The organism is Oceanobacillus sp. M65 (assembly GCF_052246275.1).
GTDB classification, from domain to species: domain Bacteria; phylum Bacillota; class Bacilli; order Bacillales; family Amphibacillaceae; genus Oceanobacillus_B; species Oceanobacillus_B jordanicus.
On sequence record NZ_JBQQCJ010000002.1, the window covers coordinates 352,849 to 370,780 of the forward strand.

The window sequence follows — 17,932 nt, forward strand, 5'->3', positions numbered from 1 at the left end:
ATGGATATTGTACAAATTGTAACACTTGGTATCGTTGCTAGCATTTTATATATCATTTTAAAAGAGATAAACAGCTCCATGGCGTTTTTTGTCATCCTGATTACCGGGATAATTATCTTCTTTTCGGTTATCCAGCAGATTAGCAGTATCTTTCAGCTGATTCAATCATTGGGTACAAAAGCGAACGTGGAAGGTATGTATATGGATACCATTCTAAAAATAATAGGAATTGCTTATATTGCTGAACTTGGGGCGGGGATTACAAAGGATGCTGGGTTAGGTTCAGTAGCTGCAAAAATTGAACTGGCAGGGAAAATATTTATCCTTTTACTTGCGGTTCCGATTATTAGCGCTGTAATCGAAGCCATTATACGTTTTCTACCTACAACGTAGTCAAATCCCTCCATTCCTTTGAAGGGGGAAGTTATAGTGAATGAAGCCAAATAAGAAGTCGATCCTATTCCTAACCGTTTTTTTCTGTTTGTTGTTTGGACAAGCCTCGGTAAGTGCATCGCCTACAGTTAGTGGGGAAGAACCTAGCGATAAGGTACTTGAAGAAGTCTCCTTAACAGAGGTACAGAGCTATTGGACAGACTTGGTAAGTGAATATGGTGGTTACCTTCCAGAATTGGAGAAGACGAGTGTATATGAGTTTATTAAAGATAACGGTGAACTTTCTATTAAAAATGCAATAAATGGGTTACTAGAATTTTTATTTCATGAACTGATTATAAACGGTAAATTACTAGGTCTGTTAATTATGCTTATCTTGTTTTCGGTGCTTCTGCAAACAATGCATAATGCCTTTGAAAAGAGCTCTGTAAGTAAAATCGCCTACTTTGTAGTCTATATTGTTTTAATATTCATTGCACTGAACAGCTTTTATCTCGCTGTTTCCTATGCTAAGGAAGCCATTGATACAATGAGCAGCTTTATGATTGCCTTACTTCCATTAATGCTTGGCTTAATGGCTACTTTTGGGAACATAGTATCCGTATCATTCTTCCATCCAATCATTATTTTTCTAGTGAATTTTAGCGGTATTCTCGTCTCTACTATTATTTTACCGCTTTTATTTTTATCAGCGCTTCTACTAATTGTAAGTAGTCTTAGTGAGAATTATAAAGTAACGCATCTCGCAAATCTGTTCAAAACAGTAGGGTTGGGGATTCTTGGTGTCTTTTTCACGATATTTCTTGGGGTTATGTCCGTCCAAGGTGCCACTAGTGCAATTCAGGATGGTGTTGCGATGAAGACTGCAAAATTTATTACAGGTAATTTTATTCCTGTCATTGGCAGAACATTTACGGACGCAGCGGACACCATTCTTAGTGCCTCTTTACTATTGAAAAATGCAGTGGGGTTAGTCGGGTTACTACTCATTATATTTATTGCTTTATTCCCTGCATTAAAAATATTTGCGATTGCGCTCATTTATAAAATTGCAGCAGCAATATTACAGCCGCTAGGCGATGGACCAGTTATTTCAAGTATCAATACGATCAGTAAATATATCGTATACATTCTAGCATGCATGCTGGCTGTGTCGTTTATGTTTCTATTAGCAATTGTGATTATAGTCATAGCTAGTAATTTAACGCTGCTTTTACGATAGGATGATGAAAAATGGATGCTTTAATCCAATGGGTTACCCAAATTATTATATTTGTACTACTAGCTACCATAATAGATTTATTAATGCCCTCCACCTCCATGAAGAAATATATCAAGTTAATTGTAGGATTAATTCTAATTTTGATCCTTTTAAAACCTGTTTTCTATTTATTTCAAATTGATATAGGAAGCCAGTTAAACCGTTCATTTCAGCAGGTGATACAGCAGGGAAATGAGGGAGAAGATGTAGAAAGTTTAATCGAATTTCAAAAAAGTGAAATAGAAACATCTCAGTCTGCATATATTTTAGAACAAATGGCTGTCCAACTTACGGATCTTGCACAGGATCCATTACTGGAGGACTATCAGGTCGAGATTACAGATATAAGCTTCTTGTTTTCTCAGGAGGATGAAATATCATTCGAAGTTCTCGATGAGGTCATTGTTAGTATAAGAGAAATAGAAGAAGATGGGGAGGGAGCAGTGAGTATAGTTGAAGATGTGGTAATTAACACGGAAGAGCCAGCAGTCACAAAAGATAATGAAGAAGAAGAAAAACAAATAGTAAGTCTGTTAAGAGATGTTTGGGATTTACAAGAGAAAGAACTGACCATCATTTGGGAGGGAGGGGCATCTTGAAACAACTACTGGATAAACTTTTTAAAAATGGAGCCAAAGGTACTTCGAAAAAGACAGGCTATATGCTTATTCTTGCACTTGGTGGTCTGATGTTAATCATTGTAGGCAATTTATTTACTTCTTCTGACGAGACACCACCGCAGCAAGAAATAACACACCACCTGGATGAAGAATCAGAAGAAACTGCTAAACAGGTTAAATCAAATGAGGACATGACCACTTCAGACATATCCGAATTGGAAGAAAGCTATAAAAAAGATCTCGAATCCATGCTAAACAATATAAAAGGTGTATCTGAGGCTGAGGTAATGGTCAATCTTGAATCAACTAAAATTAAAGTCTATGAAAAAAATCTTATTTATGGCCAGCAATCAACAGATGAATCAGACAAAAATGGTGGCACAAGAAAGGTACAGGACAGTACAGAAGAAGCACAAACCGTATTAGTCAGGCAAGGTGAAGGGGAAGTCCCATTGCTTATCCAAACAAAGAAACCGGAAGTAAGAGGTGTCTTTGTAGTCGCCAAAGGGGCAGACCACGCTTCGGTAAAGAATTGGATAATAGAGTCAACATCTCGCGTACTTGATGTTCCAACACATAGAGTATCAGTAATGCCAAAGAATTAAAGGGAGGAAGAAATAATGTTAAAAAAGCAAACTGTTTGGTTACTAACTATGTTGAGTCTCATGATTGTGTTGAGTGTGTATTACATGACTTCACCTGATAGTGAAGATCTAGCTTACCTAAATGATGGACAAGATGATTCAGAAGAAGCAGCATCAACTGATCCAACTGAGGATGAGGGAGAAGCAAATGGCAACCAAGATGAGACAGAAGTGGATAGTATCTCAAATCTTGGGGAAAATGAACTATTTACAACAATTAGAATGGAACTCACCGATCAACGAAGTAAAACAAAGGACCGACTTACGGATGTTGTGGCTTCAAGCTCAAGTTCACCTGAAGAAAAAGATGAAGCTCTAAAAGAGATTGACGTGATTGAAGAAGTTGAAACAAAAGAAACAATTCTAGAAGGAAGTATCGCAGAATCTGGTGAATATCCAGATGTTCTCGTCCGCTCTGAGGATGATAAAGTACACGTGCATGTAAGAGCTGAAGAACTATCACCGACTGAGGCAAATAACATTATGCAGATGGTAAGGGATGAATTTGATAGAGATGTGGTTGTAGATGTAAATTATCAGCCAGCAAGCAGTGAAGAAGAGTAATAAGAAAAACCGGACACTTTAGGGTGTTCGGTTTTTTATGTATCGTGAAATGAAATTTAATTTTGTAGCGCTGTTAGTAGTTAGACAAAAAAATCTTTTCTGAAAATATACTACATAGTACTCCAGTTTCTTCCAAAGATCGTTTATACTTATAGTTAGAAGTAATCCACAATAGTTTGTTTCACCTAAGTAATGAAGAATAATAAATGTAATTTATGAAAAAAGGCTATTTAGAAAGGGGGGATTTGTTTGAAAATCACGGTTATCGTATTATTTCTAATACTTATTGCTTACCATATTATGCGGTACATTCAAGTTTTAGTGAAGATGAGAAAGAAAGCCATTTTCCCAGTTGAGGAGAAGGATATTATGGCGATCAGAAGACATCCTGTAAGGCCAGTAGCCCGGCCAACTTATAAGGACCAGAAAAATGGTATCATAATATATGGAGTATTCCTTTTGTTTATGCTGGCATTGTTTATATATACAGTATCGCTTGAGAACTGGCCACTACTTCTGACTCCGACTATTTCGCTTTTATACTTGCATAATTTATTCAATATGTTCTCTATTGTAAAGGACGGTCTCTTGGTTGGAGGGCGGTTTGTACATTGGAAAGACATAAAATCCTTCCAGTTCAAACCAATTGATATCGACCATCGTTTCTATGGCCATACTAAAGAGGTAAACGAAGCAGGATATGAATTAGTCTTCAATCGGCGTCTATTTAGTTCCTATTGCATTGTGATATCTGAAGAAACAAAAGAGAAGATTACGGAGATTCTTATAGAGTATGGGAAGGTGGCAGAAGAGCCGTTGAAGCCTCAAGAAGCATAGTAAAAAAAGTGTTCTTTCAGTCAAACCCTAAATTAACTATAATGGTTCTGAGAGTGCAATAGTGAAATTATCTTGATGTTTACCATACATTTATCGTACTATATTAAGAGGAGTTATTAGTACCTAATATTAAAGTTATAGAAATGAAAGGGTGCCTGTAAATATGTTAAAGGTAGAAGAAATACGTGAAATAATTAAACTAATTGATGAATCATCTATTGATGAATTTTCGTATGAAACGAACGGAACTACCGTGAAAATGAAGAAAAATAATGAGACTGGTGTCCCAGCAGTGACTGCGCCAGTGCCTAATGTATCAGCTCCAGTCGCAACACAAAGTGAAAAACTTGTTAATACAACAGAAACCCAAGCACCAACAGAAGCAGAAACATCAAACAATGAAACTGAAAGCAAGGATTATGACTATGAGATTGTTTCACCAATGGTGGGAACTTTCTACATGGCACCTACGCCTGAAAGTGATCCTTTTGTGAAAAACGGCAGTAAAATTGATCCTTCTACTGTTGTGTGTATTGTAGAAGCAATGAAATTATTTAATGAAATTGAAGCCGAAGTAAAGGGAGAAATCGTGGAAATTCTTGCAGATAATGGCGATCTAGTTGAATACGGACAGCCGTTGTTTAGAGTAACCACAAAGTAAGGGGATGTATGGTGTGATTAAAAGATTATTGATTGCTAATAGAGGAGAAATAGCTGTTCGGATTATTCGTGCTTGTAAGGAAATGGGCATTGAAACAATCGCTGTTTACTCTGAGGCAGACAAAGAAGCACTTCATGTGCAAATGGCAGATGAAGCATATTGTATTGGACCAACTTTATCGAAGGACAGTTACCTTAACTTTACAAATATTATGAGTGTGGCTACATCTACTAAAGTAGACGCCATTCATCCAGGATACGGTTTTCTAGCAGAAAATGCCGATTTCGCAGAAATTTGTAGAGCATGTAATATTACATTCGTTGGACCAACCCCAGAAGCAATTCAAAAAATGGGGATTAAGGATGTTGCAAGAGAAACAATGAAACAAGCAAATGTTCCGATTGTTCCGGGTTCTAATGGTATTATTGAAAATGAGGAGCAAGCGAAAGGATTAGCTTTGGAAATTGGTTACCCAATTATTATTAAAGCCACTGCTGGTGGTGGCGGTAAAGGGATTCGCGTTGCACGTACAGAGGAAGAGTTAGTTAAAGGAATCCAGATTACCCAGAATGAAGCAGAAACAGCTTTTGGAAACCCTGGTGTTTATCTTGAGAAGTATATTGAAGATTTTCGTCATGTGGAAATACAAGTGTTGGCAGACAGACATGGGAATGTTGTACACTTAGGGGAAAGAGATTGTACAATACAACGACGTCTTCAAAAGTTGGTTGAAGAATCACCATCTCCAGCCTTAACAGAAGAAATACGACAAAAAATGGGTGAAGCATCTGTGCAAGCTGCTAAGGCGGTTAATTATGAGGGTGCAGGGACCATTGAATATATCTTTGACAGAAAATCAAATGAGTTCTATTTTATGGAGATGAACACTCGGATTCAAGTTGAGCATCCAGTAACAGAGCAAGTTACAGGTGTAGATTTGATTAAAGAGCAAATTAAAATTGCAAATAATGAAGAGCTCTCTTTCAAACAAGAAGACATCCAGTTTAACGGTTGGGCACTAGAGTGTAGGATCAATGCAGAAAACCCATTTAAAAATTTCATGCCATCTGCTGGGGAAATTAACATGTATTTAACACCAGGTGGTCTAGGTGTTCGAGTTGATTCTGCCGCATACCCTGGTTATTATATTCCACCGTATTATGATTCCATGGTTGCTAAGTTGATTACATATGGTGCAACACGTAAAGAAGCGGTTGACCGTATGAGAAGGGCACTCGATGAATTTGTTATCGAGGGAGTTCATACAACAATCCCGTTCCATCGTCAACTGATGGAACATGAAATTTTCATCGAAGGTGATTTTAATACAAAGTTTCTTGAAGATCACCCGATCCTCGAAAAAGGTGAATAGAAGAAAGTATTAATAAAGGAGTGGTGAGACGATGAGTGAACAGCCTTTGTTAAATGTGAGTGATGATACGAGCCTTGGTGGTGTGGAAATTGCACCTGAAGTAATAGAAGTAATCGCTGGTATTGCAGCTGCCGAAACCGAAGGATTATATGCAATGCGTGGGAACTTTGCATCCGGGGTAGCAGAACGTTTCGGGAAAAAAGCACACAGTAAGGGTGTCAAAGTAGAGCTGACAGAAAGTGGCATACTGATTGATCTCTACGTAATATTGCATTTTGGCGTCTCCATTCCACAGGTTGCTCAAAATCTACAGACAAACATACGTCAAACACTGAAGAACATGACAGCATTAGAAATTGATGAAATAAATATTCATGTTGTTGGCATTCAGATGGATGGTAAAGAAGAGCACGACAATTCCGAAGAATAGGGAAATGCTTTAGACAGGATCAGATAGTAACTTCTTCTGATCCTGTTTTTAATTTTTCTTAGTCCTGTGGTGGTAAGCTCTTTTTGACGTGTGGGTTATTAGTTTGATTCTAGCATTGGGATTTCAATCATGTTATGATTTGTAGGAGATAAGGATAAAAGGAGCTAATATAGAATGAATAGACATGCAGCAAGGGAGAAAGCATTTCAAATACTCTTCCAATTGGACATTAACGATAATGAACCGAAACAGGCTATCGCTGAGTTTCTTGAATCAGAGGAGAATGATGCTTTTTTAACACTGCTCGTTGAAGGAGTAGCATCACATAAAACGGAATTGGACAAGACCATTTCCGAAAATCTAGAGAACTGGAGTCTAAAACGGATCGCTTCTGTAGAAAAGACAATTATACGAATTGCTGCATTTGAGATGAAGTATCTCGAAGACATTCCAGTTAATGTATCCATAAATGAAGCCGTAGAACTAGCTAATACTTACGGCGATGATAAATCTGGTAAGTTTATTAACGGTGTATTATCTAAAATAAATAAATAAATAAAGGGGAAGTAATCAATGGCTGCAGAAATAATAAGCGGAAAAGACTTAGCACACGAATTGAGACTGGAAATGAATCAGAAGGTATCAGAGCTAAATGATCGTGGTATTTATCCCAAATTAAGCGTTATTTTGGTTGGTGACAATCCTGCTTCGAAAAGCTATGTCAACGGCAAAAAGAAAGCGTGTAAGGAGACAGGGATCCTTTCGGATGTAATCGAAATGGATAGTGACACGACTGAGGCACAATTGCTGCAGCAAATTGAAATACTTAATGAAGACCCATCCGTTCACGGTATTCTTGTACAATTACCACTTCCTAAACAAATCCGGGAACAAAAGGTAATTGATACAATTTCCTATGAAAAAGATGTAGATGGTTTTCATCCCATCAATATTGGCCGGATGATGACTGGTGAGGATGCATTCTTGCCATGCACCCCGTTCGGCATTATTACAATGCTTAAATCAAAAAACATTCCTATTGCTGGAAAGCATGCAGTTGTAGTAGGACGGAGTAATATTGTCGGAAAACCAGTAGGTCAATTGTTGTTAAATGAACATGCTACTGTTACATATTGCCATTCAAGAACATCCAATTTACAGCAATTGACGCAGCAAGCCGACATCCTTATTGCGGCAGTTGGCAAAGTAAATGCCATACGTGCAGAGCATATTAAGGAAGGAGCTGTCGTGATCGATGTAGGGATAAATCGATTGGAAGATGGATCCCTGACAGGAGATGTAGATTTTGAAGCAGCAAAAGAAAAAGCATCTTACATTACACCTGTTCCCCGTGGAGTTGGTCCTATGACGATCACAATGTTGCTTGAAAATACGATTAAAGCCGCAAAAGGACTGGCATAGAAGTGAAAGACAAGTATTTAACAGTTACTGCATTAACTAGATATTTGAAGCGTAAAATGGATACAGATCCTCACTTAAGAAATGTATGGCTAAGAGGGGAGATTTCTAATTTCAAGCAGCATAGTCGTGGACATATGTACATGACTATTAAAGATGAGCAGGCAAGAATGCAGTCTGTCATGTTTGCTGGCAATAATCGGTCTTTAAAATTCAGGCCAGAAAATGGAATGAATGTGCTAATCAAAGGCGAAATAAGTGTCTATGAAGCCCACGGGCAATATCAGCTTTACATACAGGATATGGAACCAGATGGAATAGGGGCATTATATCTTGCCTATGAGCAGTTAAAAGAAAAGCTGAGCAAGCAAGGCTACTTTAACGCTGAATATAAAAAAACTCTACCACTTTTCCCTGAACACATTGGTATCATAACATCACCAACAGGCGCAGCGGTTAGGGATATTATCACCACAATTAAAAGAAGATATCCCATTGCCGCATTAACCGTTATACCAGTCTTGGTCCAAGGGCCTAATGCAGCTAAGTCAGTAGTGGAAGCAATAGATACTGCGAATAATCGACTCTCCTTTGATGTACTTATTGTAGGGAGGGGTGGTGGATCAATTGAAGAACTTTGGTGTTTTAACGAAGAAATAGTTGCAGAAGCTATTTTTAAGTCAAAGACCCCTATTATATCGGCGGTTGGTCATGAAACTGACACAACGATTAGTGATTTTGTTGCCGATTTACGTGCTCCCACTCCAACTGCAGCAGGAGAAATTGCCGTACAATCTCAGGATGAATTGTTTGAAAGCATTAGGAAAAGTAGAAAAACGGTACAAAGAGAGCTAGAAAGACTACTAACGATTCACCAGAAACAGTTGAAGCAATTAAAACAGTCATATGCTTTCAGGTATCCTGAACAGCTTATTAAACAAAAGGAGCAAGCACTAGATACTGCAGTAGACTCTTTAACAAAAGGGCTATCCTACCAGGTTAGAACCTTGCAAGAGCGTTATCGGAATTTGCATAATCGCATTGCCCTCCAACATCCAAATGAAAAAATTAACCGTGCAGGTGACCGTCTTATTGAGATGAAAAAACGGCAAAATGCTAATATGTCGCAAATATTGCAGAGAAAAACCACCGAGTGGAGTAGTCTAATTGACAAATTGACATTGCTTAACCCGTTAGAAACAATGAAAAGAGGATTCGCCCTTCCATACAGTTCAAAGGGTGAACTAATTAAGTCCGTTAAAGATGTTAAGAAAAAGGATTATATTGAAGTAACACTAGCAGATGGTAAATTAAACTGTCAGGTACAGGATATCGAGGAGGAGAGCAATGACAGATAAACAAGAACTTTCATTTGAAGAGGCAATGAAGGAGTTGGAAAGCCTAGTTGAAAAATTAGAAGAGGGAGATGTCCCATTAGAAAGAGCCATCACCTATTATCAGGATGGAATGAAGCTTTCTAAACTTTGTAATGACAAATTAAAAAATGTGCAAGAAAAGATGACAACTATTATGAATGAGCAAGGAGATTTAGAACCTTTTCATGTAGAGGGGGAAGAGTGATTTTGACGGACTTAAGTGTATATATCGATCGTAATAAGGAACTGGTTCAAAAAGAATTAATAAACCAGCTTGATCAACTAACAATTCCTGAGGTACTTAAAGAATCAATGCTATATTCTGTGGAAGCTGGTGGGAAAAGACTTAGACCAATCCTACTATTAGCAAGCTACGAGGCTTATGCGGATAAACTTGAGAAGGCCTTGCCAACTGCTGTTGCCCTTGAAATGATTCATACCTACTCCCTTATCCACGATGATTTGCCAGCTATGGATAATGATGATTTTCGGAGAGGGAAACCTACGAACCATAAAGTCTTCAATGAAGCCACAGCAATTTTAGCTGGTGACGCTCTTCTTACATACAGTTTTGAAATTGTGGGAACTGATACAGGTCTCTCTGATGAACAAAGAATTCGCTTAGTCAGAATGCTTGCACAAGTAAGTGGTCCTACTGGGATGGTAGGTGGACAATTACTTGACATGGAAGCAGAAGATCGTGCGGTTTCTTTGGAAGAGTTAGAACGGATTCATACATTAAAGACAGGGGAATTGTTAAGGTTTGCTGTCTTTGCGGGCGCATATATTGCTGGTGCGAACGAAAAACAACTTGCAGCTTTAGAAAAATTCGCATATTATCTTGGTCTCATTTTCCAAGTGCAGGATGATATTCTTGATGTAACAGGAGATCAAGAGAAATTAGGGAAGCCTGTTGGAAGTGATGAAGAAAATCAAAAGAGTACTTATCCAAAATTACTAGGACTTGAAGGTGCTCAAAATAGAAAAGACTACTATGTAATAGAAGCAAAAAAAGCGTTGCAACTTGCTGGAGCTGAAGGCTCGACCCTTATGGAATTAACCGATTATTTTAGCAATCGTGATTATTAATTTCCTTTTATAATAAACCGTACAGCAATATCGCTTCAGTATAAATCTTACTGGAAAACTGCTTAAATAAATGAAATACGTGCGAGTTTGTGCTATAATATTTTTATAAAAGGAATGGTGCAGTATTCTAGTCAGTCTTCCGTTTCTGAAGGCGGGCCTAAAAATTCGCCAAAGGGCACATCGATGAAGTTCCTTGTGTAGGCTTGAGGCGCCCAGCCTTGGGTTTATGCTGGGAGTTAAGGTTTTTGGGCGATCCACAAAGGCATGTGGGCGTTGACCCGATTACCGCGGAGGCCCATCTCTGTAGTAGCGACTAAGCCTAGGAGCTATTATGGAATGGGGTATGAACCTGCACAATATGGTAAGGGACATCATATTTGCAGCGTAGCCTGCCTTGAGTGGTGTTTGAGGGGATTAGAGTCATAGGTAGCAACTCATATGGCCAATGGGTTGACTATTTTCATCTCTATGAAATCAGCACTGCAAAAGAGGCTAGGGGACGGTTAAAGGCTGCTGAGGAAATCTCCTAGACTGTTCGAAGACTTTTAAAAGGGATTATAGTGTGGACTAAGTGGTAATCCAGTCTAGCAATTGGTGACAATGCTAAGGTGATTTTAAAGGGGAACCGCCTACATGGCAACATGAGGTAATCATCTGGGAAAACCTACTGGACCTAAGCCACAGTTTTTACCTTTTAAATGACCATTCCTTACTACATATTTTAACAATAAATCGAGGTATGAAATGAATCCCAATATAAAGCGTTCTTTGAAGTTTAGCTTAACCATTGCCGTTATCACTTTTGTGCTAGCGGCTATTTTTTCAATTATCTCTTCCTCTATCTTAGGGGGGGTAGTTTGGTTTGTAGGATTGTTCATTGTCCTATTAATTGTCCTCATCGGTATTTTATTTGATATGATGGGGATTGCTGCAACAGCAGCAGATGAAACACCTTTCCATGCCATGGCAGCAGAAAGGGTACCTGGAGCTAAGGAAGCAGTTATGATCGTAAGAAATGCTGACAGATTCGCGAGCTTCTGTAATGACGTGATCGGAGATATCTCCGGAATTGTAAGTGGTACGGCAACAGCTATCGTTGTTTTACAGATCGCCAACCTGTTTGGTAAAGGTGATGGTTCTACCCTGCAAATTATTCTTTCAGTTGTTTTAACAAGTATTGTAGCTGCATTAACTGTAGGTGGGAAAGCATTAGGGAAATATTTTGGGATTAATGCATCCACAAGAATCATTTTTTTTGCTGGGAAAGTAATATCCCTACTGGAAAATAAATTAAAAATCACTGTGTTTTCTACTACAAAAAATAAGACACGTAATAAAGGACAGACAAGATGACAAAAACAAGATTAGACATATTACTAGTTGAACGAAATTTAATTGAATCTAGAGAAAAGGCAAAGCGAGTCATAATGGCAGGATTGGTTTACTCGGAACAGGAACGCCTCGACAAACCTGGTATGAAAGTCGATAGTGCTATCCCCCTTACTGTAAAAGGTAAACTTATTCCGTATGTCGGAAGAGGTGGACTAAAGCTTGAAAAGGCCTTGAAATATTTTGATATATCAGTAAAAAATAAAATAATGGTGGATGTAGGTTCTTCTACAGGTGGTTTCACTGATTGTGCTTTACAAAATGGGTTGAAGCGAAGCTATGCAATCGATGTTGGCTACAATCAACTTGACTGGAAGCTACGAAATGATAATCGTGTCGTTGTAATGGAACGAACAAATTTTAGATATGTCACCAAGGATATGCTTCAGGAAGGTACTCCTGATCTTGCTACAATCGATGTTTCCTTTATCTCGCTAAGACTTATCTTACCTGTACTGCGACAATTGCTTGCAGAAAATAGTGATGTAATTGCGTTAATTAAACCGCAATTCGAAGCGGGAAGAGAACAAGTGGGGAAAAAGGGAATTGTTCGTGACAAGAAAGTTCATAAACAGGTATTAAAGGATATTATTCATTTTGCAACAGAGGAAGAGTATGAATTAATTGATCTTACATATTCTCCTATTACCGGTGGAGATGGGAATATAGAATTTCTTGCGCACTTTGGCTGGCGAAAAGAAAAGGAAGGAATTCCTGAGTCTAATGTCGAAATAGAAGAGATAGTAGAGCATGCACACCATGAGTTCCATACATCACAAGTAAAATAACGGGCTACTGATGTAGGCCGTTTGTGTTTATCCCGGAGCAAGCGTCCGTAAAACTCCCACTTCGAAACATGAAGTGAAACCGTTAGTTTTTAGTGGGAGTAAACGGCCGCTAACACCCCGATTCGTTCAACTAACAATCAGTGGGAGATGAACAAAAACCTCCACTGATTGAAGTTTCACTTTATAGAAAATGAAGAGGTGTTATATGAGTAAAATACAGCGTCATATTAAAATACGTGAGTTAATAACAGAAAATGAAATCGAAACACAGGATGACCTGGTTGATCGGCTAAAGAGATTAGACTATAAAGTCACCCAAGCAACGGTTTCACGTGATATAAAAGAACTCCATCTAGTAAAGGTTCCTGCATCCAACGGAAAATATAAGTACAGTCTTCCTGCAGATCAACGATTTAACCCACTAGACAAGCTAAAAAGGCTCGTCATGGATGCTTTTGTGAAAATAGAACATGCGAGTCATCTGATTATCCTTAAAACACTACCAGGAAATGCACAAGCAGTTGGCGCATTAATTGATAATCTAGATTGGGAAGAAATTATGGGAACAATCTGTGGTGATGATACATGCCTAATTATTTGCAGAACAGAGGAGAACGCAGCACTAATTAAAGAACGATTTTTAACGATGCTCTAATGATTTTTTCTAAAATGGAGATGAATGTTATATATGTTAACAGAATTATCTATTCGGGATTTTGCAATTATTGATCAAATATCCATAACATTTAATGAGGGGTTAACTGTGCTGACAGGAGAAACTGGTGCTGGTAAGTCTATTATAATTGATGCAGTTCAATTATTAGCAGGTGGCAGAGGATCTGTTGAATTTGTTCGCCATGGAGCCAAAAAAGCTGAGATCGAAGGTTTGTTTACTCTAGATCGAAAAGAGCACCCCATTTATCAAGTGGGCAGGGATTTTGGTATTGAGATATCTGATGAACAAGTCGTTCTTCAACGGACCATAACCTCGAACGGTAAAAGTATATGTCGGGTCAATAGCAAGCTTGTGACTTTAGGGATTCTGCGTGAATTTGGCAAAACCTTAATCGATATTCACAGTCAGCATGAAACACAGTCTTTAATGGACCCTGAAAGCCACTTAGAATTGCTTGATCTTTATGATCCGGAAGCAATGAAACCTACAAAGAAAGAATACAGCTACCTTTATGAACGTCTTAGTAGTCTAAAGACAAGGTATAAAGAACTAAGTGAAAATGAACAAGAAATGGCCCACCGTTTAGATTTACTGGAGTTCCAGCTCCAGGAGCTAGAACAGGCAAACTTGGAACCAAATGAAGATACGACGCTTGAAGAAGAACGAATGTCTTTAGCTAACTTCGAAAAAATTTATACCGCTTTGCAAGATGCTTACAATGCTTTATATGGAGAACAAAAAGGACTTGAATGGGTGAACACTGCCCGTACGGCGTTAGATGTAAGCAGTAATTTTGATTCGTTTATTAGTGATAAAGCTGAGGAAATTTCCAATCATTATTATGCCCTGGAGGAATTAACCTATTCTTTGAGGAACTATAGTGAATCACAACAATATAATCCGGAAAGGCTAAATGAAGTAGAGTCCAGATTAAATGAAATCAACAGATTAAAGAAGAAATACGGACCTACTGTTAATGATATTCTTCATTATATGGCGAAGATAGAAGAAGAAATTGAAGAGATAACCAATAAAGATTCCCACCTTGCTAAACTTTCTGAACAAATAGAGGACGTTAGGAAGGATGCATTTCTTGAGGCCAAACAGTTGCATGATATACGAGTAAAAAACGCGAATGCATTAATGGAAGAGATTAAGAACGAGTTAAAAGATCTTTATTTAGAGAAGTCGACATTTTCAATATCATTCCAACAAATGAATCAAGATGAAGCGGGACTCGATGAGCAAAAGCAAAAGTTGCATAAGAATGGCTTTGATAGAGTGCGCTTTTTAATTTCTACAAATGCAGGCGAGCCGTTGAAAGATCTTCATAAAGTAGCATCAGGTGGTGAATTATCACGGATTATGCTGGCGCTAAAAAAAATCTTTGCCAAGCATCAGGGTGTAACTAGCGTTATATTTGATGAAGTCGATACTGGAGTAAGTGGACGTGTAGCTCAATCTATTGCAGAGAAGATTTATCAAATATCAAGTAATTCTCAGGTGTTATGTATTACTCACTTGCCACAGGTAGCAGCCATGGCTGATACCCATAAACTCATTGAAAAAGCTGAGAGTAATAACCGTACTGCTACAAAAGTTGAAGAATTGACGACTGATCAACAAGTGGTGGAATTGAGTAGGATGATTACTGGCACAAAGCTTACTGAAACTGCCAAGGATCATGCAAAGGAATTACTTGACATGGCTCTTACATTTAAATCCAAATAAAAAGGATATTTTTTCTTAAAAAGTCAGATGCTATAATAACTGGCTTTTTTATTTTGCTTTAATTAAGCCTTCGGAACTACTGCGGTTTGATACATATGCAAATTTCTTCCAACCTGTTGTGAATACATACGAGAAAAGCTCCTTTATAAAAGGTTATACCAAAATTAACGGTGATAAAAAAGGAAATGTTACACATCTTGCTTAGGTTTCACCAGTTTAAAACAGGTCTTGTTCGGTCAAATTAGAAGTACAGAAATAAATAAGTTGGTATGGGTTAGGAACGAGGAGAGTGAATGGAAACTTGAAACCACAAGAAAATAAAATACGATTATGGGTTGGTTCGATATTGTTTGCTTTCGTATTATCCATACCCTTTATATCCCCTGTAAAGCAGTACCTATCCATTCCAGATGAAATTGTTACTTTTCATAACGAGTCACCGATTGAACTGCCAAATTTAGGAGAAAAATCGCACATTGCCTCAAGCAGTCAAGCTGTACAGGCCGTAGATAGTTCTGTTTTTGAAACGAAGGATTCTGGAAATAGTCAACTTATGTATGAAGTTGCAGGCTTGCCAATAAAAAAAGTTGATGTATCTGTCTTAGATGATATGAAAGTAATTCCAGGAGGGCAATCCATTGGGGTACAACTACACACACAAGGTGTATTGGTTGTTGGGCATCACTTGGTAAATGTTGCAGATAAGTCGCTATCTCCAGGTGAAGAAGCAAAAATTAAGGTTGGCGATATTTTGTTGGAGATTGATGGTAAACCGATCAAAGAAATGAAGGAAGTAAGACCATTTGTAGAAAAAGCTGGTCAACAAAATAAGTCATTGGATGTAAAAATAAAAAGGGGCAAGGAAATAATTGATACGAAACTGACTCCGGTGTTAGACGATAAGGAAGAAGATTATAAAATCGGTCTATATATCAGGGACTCGGCTGCCGGAATTGGTACGATGACGTTTTATGAACCCAAATCGAAGAAATACGGTGCTTTAGGGCATGTTATATCAGATATGGATACGAAAAAACCTATTGAGATACACGACGGTACCATTGTGAAATCGACTGTTACGGCCATAGAAAAAGGAAATAATGGCGTCCCCGGGGAAAAACAAGCAAGGTTTTCTGTGAAGGAAAACCAAATTGGATCCATCACAAAAAATACACCGTTTGGCATATTTGGTAAGTTGGAAGAGACCATTAAAAATGGTAAAAATGACAAACCTTTGCCAGTAGCTTTATCCCATGAAGTAAAAGAAGGACCAGCAAAGATACTAACCGTACTTGAGGATGAAAAAGTGGAGGAATTTGATATTGAGGTAGTAAGCTCTGTTCCTCAAAAATTCCCGGCAACAAAAGGAATGGTCATTCAGGTTACAGATAAGGAGCTCCTGAAAAAGACAGGAGGGATTGTTCAGGGCATGAGTGGTAGTCCTATCATACAAGATGGTAAGATAATTGGGGCCGTGACACACGTTTTTGTCAATGATCCTACATCAGGATATGGGGTTCATATTGAATGGATGCTTCAAGATGCTGGGGTTAATATATATAAGCAAACAAGAGAAGAGCAAAAAGCGGGTTAAAGTAGTGACTTGTATGGATATTTTCCATCCAAGTCACTTTTTTTGTAATTAACAGAAAACAAAACGCCAAATTATGTTATACTTACAATGTAAATATTATTCGACAAATCATGTATATATTTATCGAATAATATCGTAAATCGTAGTAAAACGTTGATATTTTTAGTATTTGCAAAAAAAGCCAAAGTTTTTTAAATAAATAAAGGATATATAGAAGTTGTGTAGAATAAGTAAGAATAAGAAGAGTTACTACATAAAGGAGGAGCTTTTGAGTGGATAAAATATCGGTATGTTTGGTGGATGATAACAGGGAGTTAGTGCAGTTAATGGAGGATTACTTTGAAGAGCAAGAAGATATCGAGGTGATTGGTACAGCATTTAATGGCAGAGATTGTCTTACAATGTTAGAAGACCATGAACCCGACGTGTTAATATTAGATATTATTATGCCACATGTTGACGGTCTTGCCGTTTTAAATACAGTTCGAGGAATGGATGGCAATAAGCCAAACGTAATTATGCTAACAGCATTTGGTCAAGAGGAAGTAATGAAAAAGGCCGTAGATTTAGGTGCATCCTATTTTATATTAAAACCATTTGATCTTGACAATTTAGCTGATCAGGTTCGTCAGGTTCAAGGAACAAACTCAATGCCTTCTGCCGCCAAAAAGGTGGTACGTAAAGAGAAAAAGAAGCAAGACCTTGAAGCGAGTATAACCAATATTATTCATGAGATTGGTGTACCAGCCCATATTAAAGGCTACATGTATTTGCGAGAGGCAATTACGATGGTCTATAACGACATCGAATTACTTGGTTCCATTACCAAGGTTCTTTATCCGGATATTGCTAAGAAATTTAACACAACAGCATCCCGTGTTGAGAGGGCGATTCGTCATGCGATCGAAGTAGCTTGGAGCAGGGGAAATATAGATTCAATTTCCGCTTTATTTGGTTATACTATCTCCATTACAAAAGCAAAGCCAACCAATTCCGAATTTATCGCGATGGTTGCAGATCGTTTGAGATTAGAGCATAAAGCGAGTTAAAATAAATTAATACAAGAAAAAGATGATTCGCCTACTAGC

20 protein-coding genes are annotated in these 17,932 nt (G+C 37.9%); all 20 read left to right on the forward strand.

Features of this window, described 5'->3' with window-relative positions; all coding sequences use genetic code 11:
• The 20 genes from spoIIIAD to spo0A all read left to right on the forward strand — a co-directional run bounded on the left by spoIIIAD (window position 1) and on the right by spo0A (window position 17,893).
• The gene (gene spoIIIAD, locus ACTWPF_RS09360; RefSeq protein ID WP_106896908.1) at window positions 1–393 is read left to right on the forward strand and encodes a stage III sporulation protein AD; all 393 of its coding nucleotides are present in this window, start codon (window positions 1–3) and stop codon (window positions 391–393) included.
• Window positions 394–433: 40 nt separating this feature from the next.
• Window positions 434–1,615, forward strand: coding sequence for a stage III sporulation protein AE (gene spoIIIAE / locus ACTWPF_RS09365; protein WP_106896907.1), 1,182 nt, complete (start codon window positions 434–436; stop codon window positions 1,613–1,615).
• Window positions 1,616–1,626: 11 nt separating this feature from the next.
• A complete protein-coding gene (spoIIIAF, locus tag ACTWPF_RS09370; RefSeq protein ID WP_106896906.1) occupies window positions 1,627–2,253 on the forward strand; it encodes a stage III sporulation protein AF in 627 nt (208 codons plus the stop codon).
• Window positions 2,250–2,879, forward strand: coding sequence for a stage III sporulation protein AG (gene spoIIIAG, locus ACTWPF_RS09375; RefSeq protein ID WP_106896905.1), 630 nt, complete (start codon window positions 2,250–2,252; stop codon window positions 2,877–2,879). The genes spoIIIAF and spoIIIAG overlap by 4 nt, the downstream gene beginning before the upstream one ends.
• Before the next feature lie 15 nt (window positions 2,880–2,894).
• A complete protein-coding gene (locus ACTWPF_RS09380) occupies window positions 2,895–3,482 on the forward strand; it encodes a SpoIIIAH-like family protein (RefSeq protein WP_106896904.1) in 588 nt (195 codons plus the stop codon).
• Window positions 3,483–3,731: 249 nt separating this feature from the next.
• Window positions 3,732–4,319, forward strand: coding sequence for a hypothetical protein (locus ACTWPF_RS09385; protein ID WP_443149041.1), 588 nt, complete (start codon window positions 3,732–3,734; stop codon window positions 4,317–4,319).
• 163 nt (window positions 4,320–4,482) lie between these two features.
• The gene (accB, locus tag ACTWPF_RS09390) at window positions 4,483–4,980 is read left to right on the forward strand and encodes an acetyl-CoA carboxylase biotin carboxyl carrier protein (RefSeq protein WP_106896902.1); all 498 of its coding nucleotides are present in this window, start codon (window positions 4,483–4,485) and stop codon (window positions 4,978–4,980) included.
• Between the two features lie 13 nt (window positions 4,981–4,993).
• Window positions 4,994–6,352: an acetyl-CoA carboxylase biotin carboxylase subunit gene (accC, locus tag ACTWPF_RS09395; protein ID WP_106896901.1), complete on the forward strand. Its 1,359-nt coding sequence runs from the start codon at window positions 4,994–4,996 to the stop codon at window positions 6,350–6,352.
• A gap of 31 nt (window positions 6,353–6,383) precedes the next feature.
• Entirely contained in the window at window positions 6,384–6,782 is a 399-nt protein-coding gene (locus tag ACTWPF_RS09400) for an Asp23/Gls24 family envelope stress response protein (protein WP_238018905.1), read from the forward strand.
• A gap of 174 nt (window positions 6,783–6,956) precedes the next feature.
• A complete protein-coding gene (gene nusB / locus ACTWPF_RS09405; protein WP_443149042.1) occupies window positions 6,957–7,337 on the forward strand; it encodes a transcription antitermination factor NusB in 381 nt (126 codons plus the stop codon).
• 18 nt (window positions 7,338–7,355) lie between these two features.
• The gene (gene folD, locus ACTWPF_RS09410; RefSeq protein ID WP_106896898.1) at window positions 7,356–8,204 is read left to right on the forward strand and encodes a bifunctional methylenetetrahydrofolate dehydrogenase/methenyltetrahydrofolate cyclohydrolase FolD; all 849 of its coding nucleotides are present in this window, start codon (window positions 7,356–7,358) and stop codon (window positions 8,202–8,204) included.
• Window positions 8,205–8,206: 2 nt separating this feature from the next.
• Window positions 8,207–9,559: an exodeoxyribonuclease VII large subunit gene (xseA, locus tag ACTWPF_RS09415; protein ID WP_443149043.1), complete on the forward strand. Its 1,353-nt coding sequence runs from the start codon at window positions 8,207–8,209 to the stop codon at window positions 9,557–9,559.
• Window positions 9,549–9,782, forward strand: coding sequence for an exodeoxyribonuclease VII small subunit (locus ACTWPF_RS09420; protein WP_036572668.1), 234 nt, complete (start codon window positions 9,549–9,551; stop codon window positions 9,780–9,782). The genes xseA and ACTWPF_RS09420 overlap by 11 nt, the downstream gene beginning before the upstream one ends.
• A complete protein-coding gene (locus ACTWPF_RS09425) occupies window positions 9,782–10,666 on the forward strand; it encodes a polyprenyl synthetase family protein (RefSeq protein ID WP_443149250.1) in 885 nt (294 codons plus the stop codon). Before ACTWPF_RS09420 ends, ACTWPF_RS09425 begins: the two co-directional genes overlap by 1 nt.
• A gap of 744 nt (window positions 10,667–11,410) precedes the next feature.
• On the forward strand, window positions 11,411–12,019 hold the full coding sequence (locus ACTWPF_RS09430) for a hypothetical protein (protein WP_443149044.1): 609 nt from the start codon (window positions 11,411–11,413) through the stop codon (window positions 12,017–12,019).
• On the forward strand, window positions 12,016–12,843 hold the full coding sequence (locus tag ACTWPF_RS09435) for a TlyA family RNA methyltransferase (RefSeq protein ID WP_443149045.1): 828 nt from the start codon (window positions 12,016–12,018) through the stop codon (window positions 12,841–12,843). Before ACTWPF_RS09430 ends, ACTWPF_RS09435 begins: the two co-directional genes overlap by 4 nt.
• A gap of 205 nt (window positions 12,844–13,048) precedes the next feature.
• Window positions 13,049–13,498: a transcriptional regulator AhrC/ArgR gene (ahrC, locus tag ACTWPF_RS09440; protein WP_036572680.1), complete on the forward strand. Its 450-nt coding sequence runs from the start codon at window positions 13,049–13,051 to the stop codon at window positions 13,496–13,498.
• 33 nt (window positions 13,499–13,531) lie between these two features.
• Window positions 13,532–15,250, forward strand: coding sequence for a DNA repair protein RecN (gene recN / locus ACTWPF_RS09445; protein ID WP_443149046.1), 1,719 nt, complete (start codon window positions 13,532–13,534; stop codon window positions 15,248–15,250).
• Between the two features lie 301 nt (window positions 15,251–15,551).
• Window positions 15,552–16,844, forward strand: a complete 1,293-nt coding sequence (gene spoIVB, locus ACTWPF_RS09450) for a SpoIVB peptidase (protein ID WP_036572685.1) — start codon at window positions 15,552–15,554, stop codon at window positions 16,842–16,844.
• A gap of 272 nt (window positions 16,845–17,116) precedes the next feature.
• A complete protein-coding gene (gene spo0A / locus ACTWPF_RS09455; protein ID WP_036572687.1) occupies window positions 17,117–17,893 on the forward strand; it encodes a sporulation transcription factor Spo0A in 777 nt (258 codons plus the stop codon).
• Window positions 17,894–17,932: the final 39 nt, after the last annotated feature.